This window comes from Actinoplanes sp. NPDC049548 (assembly GCF_040676695.1).
In the GTDB taxonomy this organism is placed as follows: Bacteria; Actinomycetota; Actinomycetes; order Mycobacteriales; family Micromonosporaceae; genus Actinoplanes.
The window spans coordinates 1-13,004 of the sequence record NZ_JBFAPM010000030.1; the positions used below are offsets into that span (position 1 = coordinate 1).

Here is a 13,004-nt window from a genome sequence, read left to right on the forward strand (position 1 = left end):
CGTCATGAACCGACCATCCCCCGCCCGCAACCTCGCTAACCGTCTCGGCGAACGCCGGTCAGGTGCCGCTCGAGCGGAACGGAGGAGGGCGGCAGGACTCGGCGACCCCGCCCAGGTCCCACAGAGTCCACGGGGCCGGCCCCGGGACGCGGGCTCAGGGGCAAGGCCTGAGGGTCTGAGTTTCACGTATGGATAGTTCTTGCGTTCCCGAGCGAAACCGTCGGTGTAGCCGATCGATGGCTGGGTGTTGTGTTCGGCGCACGTCCGCCTTGGTCCGATACCTGGGATGTACGGCCGAGCGCGTCGGAGGTGGTTTCGTCGAGGCGCCCGTTGGGGTCTGGCACCTCGGTGGGCGAACCCAGGCCGGGTGGAGCGCGGTGGTCGTGACCCATCTCGACTGGGCGGCGTCGGCGCGCTTCATAGTGTCGGTGCGGATGGTGACCAGCATGGTGGCCGGGCTGCACACCGAAGTGGTGCGGCCACGCACCAGGTAGCCGGCGGCCGACGGCCGACGGCATCAAACGTCGTACGGGCGGTTCATAGTGCCGCTGACCTGGAAGAACGCTATCTGTCCGGGTGTGGGACCGTCAATCTTGTGGCTGTACGTAGCTGCTTGCAGCGCTACCGCGCATGTGGTGTTCCCCGCGGGAACACCGATGATCATGGGCGTGTGGGCCAGCTTCGTTTTCAGGCACCACGCACCTTCGCAAAGGCCGAGCACTCGAAGCCATCACCATCGCCCGTACTACGCAGGACGGACGGCAACCACCTCGCCAACGACAGTGACATCGCCGCACGCCTACAGCTCAACACATAGTCGCAGTCTCGAGCCACCACCGCGTATACCCTCATAGCGTTGACAACCCTCCTACCGGCCCACCGCCGCATGCGCGGCGCATGCCGTGCGCGGTAGCGCAGTGTCACACTGCGGGTCGTCGGCTTTGCCGCTGGATTGGACCGGGCTGAGCATCTAGCCACTCGAACGCATGCCGTCACGGTCGTCGGAGTCAGATGGTGATGGCGACCTTGCCGCGGACCTGGCCGGTCTCGAGGAGCCGCATGGCGCGGGGGACCTCGTCGAGCGGGTAGCTGCGGTCGAGGCTAGGGGTGACCTTGCCGGCCTCGATGAGCTCGGTGAGCCGCTCGATGTCGCTGGCGCGCTCCTTGGCAACGAGCAGGGCGAGGCGCTGCCGCAGGAAGGGTGAGATTAAGGCGCCGCGCAGTTGCCGGCCCATGCCGGTCAGTTTGCCGGCGTTCTCGCCGCCGACGAAGACGGCCGTCCCGTGGGGTCGAAGCGCTCGACGTAGCCGCGTCAGCGAGGGAGTCCCGCCGATGTCGAGGATCAGGTCGTAACGGTTGGTGTCGTCGGCGAAGTCTTTGACGGTGTAGTCGATCACGCGGTCGGCGCCGAGGGCGGTCACGAGGTCGAGCTTCGCGGTACTGCACACCCCGGTGACGTGCGCCTCGAACGCCTTCGCCAGCTGCACCGCGTAGCTGCCGACGCCGCCGGAGGCGCCGAGGACGAGCACGGATTGACCCGCCTGCACCCGTCCGACGTCGACCAGCGCCCGCAGCGCCGTGCCCGCCGACACGGGAACGACCGCGGCCTGGGCGAAGGACAGGTTCAGCGGCTTGCGGGCGAGCTTGTCCCGCCGCGCGACGGCGTACTCGGCGAACGACCCGGAAGCGACCCCGTAGACCTCGTCACCGACTGCGAAGCGGGTCACCGCAGAGCCGACCTGGGCCACCGTGCCGGCCAGATCACGGCCGGAGATCGGGTTCCTCGGTCTGCGCAGGCCGAGAGCGAGTCGGACCGCGTACGGCTTGCCGGTCATCAGGTGCTCCGTGCCGCGGTCGAGACCGGCGGCGTGCACCCGCACCAGCACCTCGTGGTCCGCGATGACCGGACGGGCGACATGGGCGACTCGCAGCACCTCGGCGCTGCCGTACCGGTCCTGGACGACCGCTCGCATGGTGGTCGTCGGCGTAGCGATGGTGGAGTCGGCCATGGTGTCCCTCCGGGCGTCGGCTAGCCTTCGTACTTAGTACGAAGACTGTATCGTACGTTGTACGAAAGCGTGTATGGGCCGAACGGACGAGGACCGCGGATGACTCAACCAGGCAATGACGGAAGCGGCCGGCGGCCTCGGCTGACCCGGGAGCGGGTGCTGCAAGGCGCGTTGTCGCTAGCGGACGCCCACGGGTTGGCCGCGCTCACGATCCGGTCCCTCGCGCAGCAGCTCGGGGTCAAGCCGATGACGGTGTACTACCAGGTCGCTAGCAAGGACGAGATCCTCGACGCGCTGGTGGACATGGTCTTCGCCGAGATCGAGCTCCCCGTGCCCGGCCGCGACTGGCGCAAAGAGCTCGGCAAACGGGCGCACTCGGCGCGCAGGGTCCTGGCCCGGCATCGCTGGGCCATCGGCCTGCTCGAGTCGCGCAGCCGGCCGGGGCCCGCCAACCTGCGCCACCACGACACCGTCATCGCCACCCTGCGGGCAGCCGGATTCTCCCCCGCGATGACCGCACACGCCTACGCGCTCATCGACAGCTACGTCTACGGCTTCGCCCTGCAGGAGGCCTCCCTGCCCTTCGAAGGCCCGGAATCCGTGGGCAACATCGCGGAACCCATCATGGAACTGATGGCCGCCGGCGACTACCCCCACCTCGTCGAGATGACGACCTCGTACTACCTGCAGCCCGGCTACGACTTCGCCGACGAGTTCACGTTCGGGCTCGACCTCATCCTCGATGGACTCGAGGCATCACTGACCCAAGGCTGAATTCCGCTGGCGCGATGATCGGCGGAGGCCCATGGTCGCCGTGCCCCTTCTGTTGACCGAAAGGAGCCTTGCGCCGCGTTGTCCGTCGGTGTTTGTCTTCGCGACGAGCGTCGCGCCACGCCCGCACTGACGGAAGCCGGGTCGCGTGACGGTACATATCGATACGCGCAGATGGGATGACCATGACACCGCGGATCCCGAAGGGCTCGTCCATCCGTTCGTTCAGACGACTCGTGCTGCTGGTCGGCGTGATGCTGTGCACCACGGTGGGGCTGACAGGTGTCGCGCCGGCGTACGCCGACCTGGCACCGACGGCCACCGGCGCCGCGCAGGCACTGCGGCCCACACTGCCGCCGCCGAACGGCGAGCACCGCATCGGGGTGGTACCGCTGCACCTGGTGGACCGCAGCCGAACGGATCCCTGGGTGCCCTCGCATCCCGTCCGCGAGCTGATGGTGAGCCTGTGGTACCCGGCGCAGCGCGGTCACGCCCGCCCGCTCGCCCCCTGGCTGCCACCAGGTGCCTGGGCCCGATTCGAACAGGACAACGGGGTTCCGCCGGGTGTGCTCGCCGTGCCCCTGACCCATGGTCGCACCAACGCACCGGTCGACCGGCTACGCGGCGGACGACCGGTAGTGCTCTACTCGCCGGGGCTGGGTGGCACCCGCGACAGCAACACCGTCCTGGTCGAGGAACTGGTCAGCCGCGGATACGTGGTGGCCACCATCGACCATACGCACGACTCCAGCCCGGTCGAGTTTCCCGACGGGCGCGTGGAGGTAGGGGCGCTGACCCCCGACGTCGCCGCGCAGGCCGTCGCCGTCCGCGTCGCCGACACCCGCTTCGTCCTCGACACGCTGAGCGCCCTCAACGCCGGCAGTAACCCCGATGCCGAGCACCGGCCGCTTCCCAACCGGCTTCGCGGCGCCCTGGACCTTTCCAAGGTGGGCATGTTCGGCCACTCCCTGGGCGGCGCAACCGCGGCCGAGGCGATGTTCGAGGATCGGCGGATCAAGGCCGGCGTCAACCTCGACGGCACCCTTTTCGGTCCGGTGGTCGCCGCCGGTCTCGACCGGCCGTTCATGCTGGTCGGCGCCCAGCAGCATGACCGCGGCACCGACCCCACCTGGGCCCAGTTCTGGGCCAACCTGCGCGGCTGGCGGCTGAACCTGCGGCTGGTGAACTCCGCCCACAACTCGTTCACCGACATCCAAGTCCTGCTGCCGCAGATCGCCGGCGTGTTGAACTTTCCTCCCGACGTCGTGCAACAGCTGATCGGCACCATCGACCCGCAAAGGTCGATCATCAACCAGCGCGCGTACGTCACCGCCTTCTTCGACCTGCACCTACGCCACCAGGACCGCCACCTGCTCGACCACCCCTCCCCCCGCTTCCCCGAAATGCAGTTCCTGCCCTAGCTTGATCTTAAACGTCAGGGTGAGTTGGGACTTGCGCATTTCTAACGGGATACGAGCAGGGCTCAGGCCATCACATTCTCAAGGACTTTCACAGTTGGCTTGTCCCTCGCGGAAAAGGGCGTCCGGAGCTTTACTGGCCGCATCTTGTCCTGTGCGAGATATACGAGGATGGGGCCCTGCCGGCGTCGCGGGGACGGTTCGGGCGGGGAACACAAGCGCCACCGCGACCGCGCGCCTACCGCGCTGGCGGCTTCCTCGGCCATCCCTCGGCTGCTCGCAGCAGCGCCATACATGGAGCGACTCCAACGGGTGAGGAAGTGCAGCTCCGGCGATCGGAAGTCGGGTGGAGCGCGGTGGTCGTGACCCAGCTCGAGTGGGCGGGGTCGACGCGCTTCATGGTGTCGATGTGCATGGTGACCAGCACGGTGGCCGGGTTGTACACCGAGGTGGTGCTGCTGCCACGCACCAGGTAGTCGGCCGAAGGCATCGAACGTTGCGATGGCGGTTGCCTGCCATGCGGTGCTGTCGCTCTTGCTTCAGTACTTGAGTACCTCAATGCGAGTGGTCGGATTGCCGTAGCGCCGCGGCGCCCAACACCGCATCGGCGCAGGCAGGCGGCAGGGCCCTTGAACTGGTGTGAGGAGCCGCTGTGTCGGAGGCCGACTTGCACCTCCACGGCGCTGACCTCGAGAAACCTAGCCGCCTGCACTAAGCACCCACGGCGAGACCGCAGCTCACGCCTTGATCGATTGTGTCCGAGGGGGGACTTGAACCCCCACGCCCGATAAAGGGCACTAGCACCTCAAGCTAGCGCGTCTGCCATTCCGCCACCCGGACCTGCTCGTCCAGCCTAACCGGGCCGCCACGCGGTTGGCATCCGCGTGCGGTGTGCCCCGGCGGGCCGCACAGGAGAGAACTTTACACGGCCCGTCCGGGGCCTTGCACCGGCCCCACCCCGCGCGTCGCGGCGAGCAGGCTGCGGAAGGCCGGTGGCGCGGATTCCGAGGTGCCGTGCCTACCAGCGTCCTAGATTCGGGGCATGTGGAACGCGGCGCTGCTGGTGGCGGCCGTTGTTGCGGCCGGTGGGGCGGCTTTCGGGTACGGGTGGGTCGTCGTGGTCGCTGGTGCCGTCGCCTGCGCCGCGGTGGGTCTGCATCCGGTTATCACCGATCATGCCGTGCCTTGGCTTACGCGGGTGCTGCTGCGCGGTGGGCTCGTCTTCGTGGTCTTGGCGCTCGCGGTGGATGAGCGTCCGTGGGAACGCCCGGCGGCGGATGCCCTGGGCGTGCTCGTCGAGCGTGCCGAGGATTGGCGGCTTTTCGGGTACGAGCTGTGTACGGCGCTCGCCATGGTTGTGGCTTGCGTGTGTTTCGGTGAGGCGCTTCGCCGGGTGTGGAGGAGCGATATGCGGCGCCATGCCGCTGTGATGCCGGCCGTCGTTGGGTTTCTCTTGCTGCTCGTTGTGGTGGTCATGGTGGCCGACTCGGCGTGGCAGAGCTTCGTGGTGCCCGTTCAGTCGCTGTGGCCCGACGACGAGGTCAATTATCAGTCTTCCCGCGCCGTGGTGTCTGGGGCTCTCGTGGCGTACGGGGATCCGGTTGGGTGGAACCGCGAGGGCACTGCGGCCGTGGTGGCGTTGCTCGGCGGCGCGGCTCAGACGGTGTTGGCTTGTGCCCGGCTGAGCACGTGGCGACCGGCCGAGCCGTCATGACGGTTCACCGGTCTCCAGGTGGCGGCGGAGGGCGGCCAGGTCCTTGGCGTTGGCGCGGCGCATTGCCGCGGCCAGCACCGGGGTGGCGATCCTCGTGAAACCGGTGGGCTCGCCGCGGTTGCGCAGTGTCATCCGGGTGGCGGCGGCGTCGTGCGGCTGCCAGGTGTACGTCGTTTCCATGGGGAACGGTCCTTGCGTCGTGCGCATCACGAGGCTTCGGCCGGGGACCAGCTCGAGCACCTCGTAGGTGTACGCCAGGCGGCGGCCGAGGAAGTGGGCGACGAAGTTCATTCGGGAGCCGACGGCCACCGGTGGGTCGGTCTGCCACTCGACCGACTCGATGTTGATGTACCACTCGGGGGCGTTCGACGGGTCGCCGGCGTACGCGGCGACTCGTTCGGGCGGGGCATTGATGATGATCTCCGACACGACGTCGACGGCCATTCGCCGATTCTGTCAGGGGTCGCCTTAGTGCCGCGCCGGAAGCGGTCTCGCCTGCAGAATGGGCGGGATGAGAGGGGCAGGCGATGGCAGGTTCGGGTACGCCGGAGGATCCTTGGCAGCTGACCACCCCGCCGGGTAAGGGTTCATATTCGATATGGCGCGACGAGTCGGCGGATCCGCCGGCGCTGGTCTGTCAGGTCGGCAGCACCCAGCTGCGGTACCACCTTCGGTCGGTCGAGGATCTGCACGCGATGCTGGCCGCTCACGGCGACTGGATGCCGCTGGGCGGGACGGACGAGCAGAAGCCGGCCGCTGACGGCACGGTCGAGGCTTGGGCGCGGTCCGCGGACAATCCTGTGGGCGGCTGGTACGGCCTGCGTAAGGGCTATCGCGGCCGGTTCGGCCACTACCTGCCGCCGCTGCTGGAAGAGCTCGGCCTGGCCGAGGTCACTCACGACGCCCGCAACAACCGCATGCGGGCCCGCTAAGAGGCCGGGCGAGGCGCCCCGAGGCGCCGGACGGGTCGCGCTGGGAGGCCGGGCGACACGCGCTGGGAGGCCGGGCGGGTTCGGTTCCCGCCCGGCCTCGCGGTGCGAGGGGTCAGGATTGCGTGACCGCGGCGGGCTGCTCGGCCGTCGCCTCGATCACCGGCCGGTCGGTGCCTGTGGTGATGTCGATGCGGCGGGGCTTCGCGGCCTCGGCGACCGGGATGGTGAGGGTGAGGACGCCGTCCTGCCAGGTGGCCGCGATCTTGTCGAGGTCGAGGCCGTCGCCCAGGGTCAGCCGGCGTTCGAAGGTGCCGGTGACGCGTTCGCGGCGGAGCCACTGGACGTCGTCGTCGGTGCGCGCTGAGCGTTCTGCTCGGATGGTCAGCACTCGGCCGTCGACGTCGACCTGGACGGAGCCGGGGTCGATGCCGGCCAGGTCGCAGTGGAGGACGAAGTGGTCACCGGATCGGTACAGGTCCATCGGCATCGCCAGGGTGGCGGCGCCGCCGACGGCGGAAGCGGTGCCGAACATCTGACCGGCCAGGCGGTCCAGTTCGCGGAAAGGATCGAAAGTCAGCACCACGGACACCTCCTCGAGACTGTCCGCCGGCCCGTCCGGCGGACGCGTGGCGCTCGGCTAAAGATCAATTCTGCCGAGTGTGCTGCTGAACAGCAGCGACAAGTCATTATTTAGCACTCACCCGCGGCGAGTGCCAAGCGGTTTCACCAAGAAAGTGCCAGCGGCAGGGCGGTCGCGACGGGCCAGGCGATCATGACGGCACCGGCTGGGACCGTACGCCACCACGGCGTACCGGACAGCCAGGCGGGAGCGGCCATCAGGAGGTGCACCGCGAACAGGCCCGCGATCAGCGGTGCCACGAGGGCGAGGAAGCCGGGTGCGAGGCCCACGGCGGCCGCGGCCGGGAGCGGCAGGCAGACCAGCGCCAGCACGAGGATGCTCCACGGCGGCCCGGCCAGCGCGTGCGCCGAGGCCAGCAGGAGCGCGGTGGCGAGCGCGAGAAACAGCACCAGCCACCCGTGCGGCCCGTACGGCACGGCCGAGGTGACACCGAGCTGGATGGGCAACAGCACGGTCGCGACGCCGGCCACGGCCAGACCGGTCGCACCGGCCACCGAGCGCCACGACGGCGGACGGGGCCGCAGTGGCCGGTGCAGCACCACCGCCGCGGCCGCGAGGGTGAGGCCGGCGAAGCCGAGGTAGCCGATGAGGTAGCCGCACACCGATGGCTGCGGGCCGGCCGACACCAGGAGGCCACCGGCGGTACCGGCGAGGGGCGCGAGCACCGTCGCTCCCGCGATCCACCCCATCGTCTCGCGCGGGGGCAGCACCGGGCGGGCCGTCCGACGCCTGAGGCCCGACGTCATGAGGAGCAGCGCGCCGGCCAGCACCAGCGCGCCTGCCGAGACCCGCTGCTTGGCAGCGATCACCGTGCGCTCCGGACGTTCGCCCACGGCTTCGTCGAGCCACCGGGCCGTTTCGTGATGGGTACGGTCGGCGTACAGCACCCCCACGTGCTCGGCGAGCGGCACCCGGACGAGCCTGCTCCCCGTGGTGGCGGCCGCTTCCGTGGCGGACCGGATGCCCGCCGGCTCGAGTGCGCCGACCACCAGCAGCAGGCGGCGCGGGCCCGGTGGCGTGGCGGCGGTGCTGTCGCCCAGCGAGATCGCGACGGTGGCGGCGATGCGCGGGTCCCGGGAGCCGGCGCGGACCACGGCGGCCGCGCCCATCGAGTGGCCGACCAGCGTCACCCGGTCCGGGTCGACGTCGGGCCGGGCGCGCACGTACCGGATCACCGCGGCGAGGTCGTGGTCGACGTCGTCCTGCCCGGTGAGCGGGCGGGTGTTCGCACCGTGGCCGGTCAGGTCCGGCAGGGCGACCACGTAGCCGCGCCGGGCGAGGGTGTCGGCGAACGGGCGCATCAGCCGTCCGGAGCCGGCGAAGCCGTGCGCGACCACGACGGCCGGCCGCCCGGATGCAGCGCCGGGCGGGCGCACGAGCTCCACCGGTACGCCGTCGACGCTCTCGGACGACGAGCGCAGGCCGTGTCCGGCGTACGCGGCGAGGAGGCCGCCCGCCGCGAGCAGGACCAGGCCTGCCACCAGGGCCGTGCACCGCAGCGCGGAGCGGGAGCCGATCGCCATGCGCAGCACCGTATCGGCCGGTCGCCACGGGTGCCGATCATCGGCGTCGGGGCGTAGCGTCGGGGTGTCGATCGATCGTTGTCTCCACAGCGGAGGGCGCCATGACCACGGTCGTACCGAAGCCGGTCGTCTCCCGGCCCTGGCCGGTGCGCCGCCAGGTCCGCGGTAACGCGCTGGCCCGGCTGATCCGTACGACGGACGCGAAGCAGATCGGGATCATGTACATGGTCACCGCGTTCGCGTGGTTCATGATCGGTGGCTTCCTGGCCCTGCTGATGCGCGGTGAGCTGGCCCGCCCCGGCATGCAGTACCTGTCGCCGGAGCAGTACAACCAGCTGTTCACCATGCACGGCACGATCATGCTGCTGTTCTTCGCGACGCCGATCGTGTTCGCTTTCGCCAACTACATCGTGCCGCTGCAGATCGGTGCCCCGGACGTGGCGTTCCCGCGGCTCAACTCGTTCGCGTACTGGCTGTACGCGTTCGGCAGCGCCATCGCGCTGGGGGGCTTCCTGACCCCGACCGGGGCCGCCGACTTCGGCTGGACCGCGTACACGCCGCTGAGCACGGCCGAGCACTCGCCGGGCGTCGGCGGGAACATGTGGGTGGTCGGGCTGGCCGTCTCGGGGCTGGGCACCATCCTCGGTGGCGTCAACATGATCACCACGATCCTGGTGCTGCGGGCCCCGGGCATGACCATGTTCCGGATGCCGATCTTCACCTGGAACATCCTGCTGACCAGCCTGCTGGTGGTGCTGGTCTTCCCGTTCCTGGCCGCCACGCTGTTCGCGCTCGCCGCCGACCGCATCCTCGGCGCCCACGTCTTCGACGTCGACCACGCCGGCCCGACGATCTTCCAGCACCTCTTCTGGTTCTTCGGCCATCCCGAGGTGTACGTGGTGGCGCTGCCGTTCTTCGGCATCATCACCGAGGTCATCCCGGTCTTCAGCCGCAAGCCGCTGTTCGGCTACAAGGGCCTGGTCGGCGCCACCCTGCTGATCTCCGGCCTGTCGATGAGCGTGTGGGCGCACCACATGTTCGTGACCGGGCAGGTCCTGCTGCCGTTCTTCAGCTTCCTGAGCTTCCTCATCGCCGTGCCGACCGGCATGAAGTTCTTCGTCTGGATCGGCACGATGTGGCGCGGGCAGGTCAGCTTCGAGTCACCCATGCTGTTCGCGATCGGGTTCCTGGTCACGTTCCTGTTCGGCGGCCTCTCGGGCGTCCTGCTGGCCAGCCCGCCGATCGACTTCCAGGTCTCGGACTCGTACTTCGTCGTCGCGCACTTCCACTACGTGCTGTTCGGCACGATCGTGTTCGCCGTCTTCTCCGGCATCTACTTCTGGTTCCCGAAGATGACCGGCCGGATGCTCGACGACCGCCTCGGCAAGGTCCACTTCTGGCTGACCTTCATCGGCTTCCACACCACGTTCCTGGTCCAGCACTGGCTCGGCGCCGAGGGCATGCCCCGCCGCTACGCCGACTACCTGGACAGCGACGGCTTCACGGCCCTCAACACGGTGTCGACCATCGGCTCGTTCATCCTGGGCGCCTCCACCCTGCCGTTCCTCTACAACGTGTGGAAGGCGTACCGGGCCGGGACGCTGGTCACGGTGGACGACCCGTGGGGACACGGCAACTCCCTGGAGTGGGCGACCTCCTGCCCGCCGCCGCTGCGCAACTTCGACCACATGCCGCGCATCCGCTCCGAGCGCCCCGCCTTCGACGCCAAGTTCCCCGAGCTGGCGGCCGGCGAACAGTCCGAGGCCGGGCCGCCGGAGGGTGGCGCCCGCCCGCTGACCAGCGAGTCGGACACCGGAGCCAGCTACCAGGAGGACCGCTCCGACAGTCGCTGAATCAAGGCCGGCCGAGGACCACGCGGTCGCGGCCGGCGTTCTTGGCGGCGTAGAGGGCGGCGTCCGCGTCACGGACCAGCTCGCCGGAGTCCGAGTCCGCACGCGGCAGGGTGGCGCCGCCCAGGGACACGGTCACGGTCAGATCCACCCCGGGAGCCACCTGTACGGGCTCAGCGACGATGCTCCGGCGTATCCGTTCGGCGACCTCCTGCAGCTCGGCGAACGTGACGTCGGCGGCCAGGATCGCGAACTCCTCGCCGCCGAACCGGGCGAGGACGTCGTCGCGGCGGCACGCCTGCTCGAGCCGGCGGGCCACCTCGACCAGCACCTGGTCGCCGGCCGGGTGACCGTACGTGTCGTTGACCTGCTTGAAATGGTCCACGTCGACGATCAGCAGGCCCACCTCGCCGTCGGGCCGGCGGGGCCGCACGGCCTGGGCCGTCAGCCGCTCCTGCAGGTAGCGCCGGGTGTGCAGGCCTGTCAGCTCGTCGGTGATGGCGAGCCGGCGCTGTACCGAGAGCAGGCCCGCCATCCGGGTCAGGACCAGCAGGAACAGCACCGAGCAGGCCGCCGCGATGATCAGCAGGTTGGGACGGGTCCCGCGCAGGTGCTCCACGACCAGGACGACCGGGACCACCATGACCGCCGCGGTGAGCAGTCCCAGGCGCCACCGGGAGATCGACGCGGAGTTGGCCGGCGCCGCCTCGTCGAGCCGGCGCATCGACGGGTGCAGCGCCGCCGCGCCCAGGAGCAGGTACGACACCAGCCACACCGCGTCCAGCCAGGTGCCGTTGACGAACTCGCCGAGCAGCGTCTGCAACCCGTACGAGGTGTCGGCCAGCAGGGTGAGCACGAGGAAGCCGACCAGCAGGTGGAACGACGTGGTGCGCTTACCGCCGGCGAGCACGAGGCGCAGCAGGACGGCGAGCACCGCCAGGTCCATCACCGGGTACGCGGTCGCGGCGAACCGGTCGGTGGCCGACACGCCGGGCGCGGTGACGATCGGCTGGATCAGGTACGTCCACCACAGCAGGGTCGCGCCGGTGGCCACGGTCCCCGCGTCGATGAAGGCGGTCGCGTTGCGGGCCTCGCTCCGGCGCCGGATCAGCACCGACAGCGCCGCGGCGACGAGCGGGTACTGCGCGAGGTAGAAGATGTTCGCCACCACGGGGTAGCTGGCGCTGGGATCGTCGGCGACGGCCACGGCGTACAGGATGTCGCCGGTCGTGAACATGATCTGGCCGGCGCCGAGCAGCCACCAGGCGGCCCGGGCCTGCGGGCGGTGCCGCCGCTGCCCGATGACGATGGCGACAGCCGTGCCGAAGCTGATGACGCAGTACCACCCGCCCTGACCGTTCGGGCCGACCCCGGCGAGCGGCAGCAGGAAGTACACCGCGACGGCGAGGGCGCCGCCCAGCAGCCACCAGAGGTGGGCGGGCAGCCTGCGCGGGACGATCGTCATGGGTCCAGTGGACCCCGGCGCGGTTGCAGTCGCGTAGCCGCGCCGGGAGCCGCCGGGTGCCGTGGGTCAGCGCGTGGCGCGACCGGTGAGCTTGTCCCTCAGGCGGTCGACCAGCCCGACTCCGGGTCCCACGAGCTTGTGGAACAGCTCGTTGTTGGGGGCGCCGGGGTGCGGACGGGTGGGTGCGAGCTTCTTCGCCGTCTCGACCTTGCCGGCGAGCTCGACCAGCTCGTCCTCGGGGATGCGCCGGCGCAGCTCGGGAAACTGCTCGGACTCCTCGTCCTGCACGTGGTCCGCCAGGATCGTCTCGAGCGAGCGCAGCGCCTCGTCGAACTCGGTGCTCTCGACGTCGAGCGCCTCGAGCTTCTTCATCGCCTGCTCGAGCTCCTTGTGCTCCTCGATGTCGTGCTCGACCGCCTTCTCGCCGTCGGGCAGGTGCTTCTTCATCGCCGGATAGACGTACATCTCCTCCGCGACCGCGTGCCGCACCAGCTCGCTGATGGCCGTGTCGGTGAGGTCGCGCCGGATCATCGGGTCCTTGACCGTCCAGATCTCGCTGATCAGGGCGGTGACGTCACGGTGGTCGCTGGTCAGGACGTCGATCACGTCTTTGCTGGGCATGAATCCTCCAGTGCGCGGTACGAACGGGGCACGGTGCGAACAGCAGCCGACTACCCCGGAT

General features: G+C 69.6%; 11 protein-coding genes and 1 tRNA gene. 5 read left to right on the forward strand and 7 right to left on the reverse strand.

Features of this window, described 5'->3' with window-relative positions:
* Nucleotides 1–1,007 precede the first annotated feature (1,007 nt).
* On the reverse strand, nucleotides 1,008–1,973 hold the full coding sequence (locus AB0J80_RS35365; RefSeq protein ID WP_364713896.1) for an NAD(P)-dependent alcohol dehydrogenase: 966 nt from the start codon (nucleotides 1,971–1,973) through the stop codon (nucleotides 1,008–1,010).
* Between the two features lie 135 nt (nucleotides 1,974–2,108).
* On the opposite strand from AB0J80_RS35365, the gene AB0J80_RS35370 reads away from it, so the two are divergent.
* Together AB0J80_RS35370 and AB0J80_RS35375 are read left to right on the forward strand one after the other, a co-directional pair.
* Nucleotides 2,109–2,783 (forward strand): TetR/AcrR family transcriptional regulator, encoded by a 675-nt coding sequence (locus AB0J80_RS35370; RefSeq protein ID WP_364713819.1) that lies wholly within the window; start codon nucleotides 2,109–2,111, stop codon nucleotides 2,781–2,783.
* Between the two features lie 176 nt (nucleotides 2,784–2,959).
* A complete protein-coding gene (locus tag AB0J80_RS35375) occupies nucleotides 2,960–4,201 on the forward strand; it encodes a hydrolase (protein WP_364713821.1) in 1,242 nt (413 codons plus the stop codon).
* Between the two features lie 752 nt (nucleotides 4,202–4,953).
* Here AB0J80_RS35375 and AB0J80_RS35380 read toward each other — a convergent pair.
* A tRNA-Leu gene (locus AB0J80_RS35380) sits at nucleotides 4,954–5,038 on the reverse strand.
* A gap of 202 nt (nucleotides 5,039–5,240) precedes the next feature.
* Between AB0J80_RS35380 and AB0J80_RS35385 the strand changes: the two genes are divergently transcribed.
* Nucleotides 5,241–5,912 (forward strand): hypothetical protein, encoded by a 672-nt coding sequence (locus tag AB0J80_RS35385; protein WP_364713822.1) that lies wholly within the window; start codon nucleotides 5,241–5,243, stop codon nucleotides 5,910–5,912.
* On the opposite strand, the gene AB0J80_RS35390 is transcribed toward AB0J80_RS35385, so the two are convergent.
* Complete coding sequence (locus AB0J80_RS35390) at nucleotides 5,907–6,356, reverse strand: SRPBCC family protein (RefSeq protein WP_364713823.1); 450 nt, start codon at nucleotides 6,354–6,356, stop codon at nucleotides 5,907–5,909. The genes AB0J80_RS35385 and AB0J80_RS35390 overlap by 6 nt on opposite strands.
* Nucleotides 6,357–6,439: 83 nt before the next feature.
* On the opposite strand from AB0J80_RS35390, the gene AB0J80_RS35395 reads away from it, so the two are divergent.
* On the forward strand, nucleotides 6,440–6,844 hold the full coding sequence (locus tag AB0J80_RS35395; RefSeq protein WP_364713824.1) for a DUF6855 family protein: 405 nt from the start codon (nucleotides 6,440–6,442) through the stop codon (nucleotides 6,842–6,844).
* A gap of 112 nt (nucleotides 6,845–6,956) precedes the next feature.
* On the opposite strand, the gene AB0J80_RS35400 is transcribed toward AB0J80_RS35395, so the two are convergent.
* Together AB0J80_RS35400 and AB0J80_RS35405 are read right to left on the reverse strand one after the other, a co-directional pair.
* Nucleotides 6,957–7,427, reverse strand: a complete 471-nt coding sequence (locus tag AB0J80_RS35400) for an Hsp20/alpha crystallin family protein (protein ID WP_364713825.1) — start codon at nucleotides 7,425–7,427, stop codon at nucleotides 6,957–6,959.
* A 140-nt stretch (nucleotides 7,428–7,567) separates the two neighbouring features.
* Nucleotides 7,568–9,007: an alpha/beta fold hydrolase gene (locus tag AB0J80_RS35405; RefSeq protein ID WP_364713826.1), complete on the reverse strand. Its 1,440-nt coding sequence runs from the start codon at nucleotides 9,005–9,007 to the stop codon at nucleotides 7,568–7,570.
* 101 nt (nucleotides 9,008–9,108) lie between these two features.
* Between AB0J80_RS35405 and ctaD the strand changes: the two genes are divergently transcribed.
* The gene (gene ctaD / locus AB0J80_RS35410; RefSeq protein WP_364713827.1) at nucleotides 9,109–10,860 is read left to right on the forward strand and encodes a cytochrome c oxidase subunit I; all 1,752 of its coding nucleotides are present in this window, start codon (nucleotides 9,109–9,111) and stop codon (nucleotides 10,858–10,860) included.
* Nucleotide 10,861: 1 nt separating this feature from the next.
* Here ctaD and AB0J80_RS35415 read toward each other — a convergent pair whose 3' ends face one another.
* Both AB0J80_RS35415 and AB0J80_RS35420 read right to left on the reverse strand, forming a co-directional pair.
* Nucleotides 10,862–12,322, reverse strand: coding sequence for a GGDEF domain-containing protein (locus AB0J80_RS35415; RefSeq protein WP_364713828.1), 1,461 nt, complete (start codon nucleotides 12,320–12,322; stop codon nucleotides 10,862–10,864).
* Nucleotides 12,323–12,388: 66 nt separating this feature from the next.
* On the reverse strand, nucleotides 12,389–12,943 hold the full coding sequence (locus tag AB0J80_RS35420) for a hemerythrin domain-containing protein (protein WP_364713829.1): 555 nt from the start codon (nucleotides 12,941–12,943) through the stop codon (nucleotides 12,389–12,391).
* Between the last annotated feature and the right edge of the window lie 61 nt (nucleotides 12,944–13,004).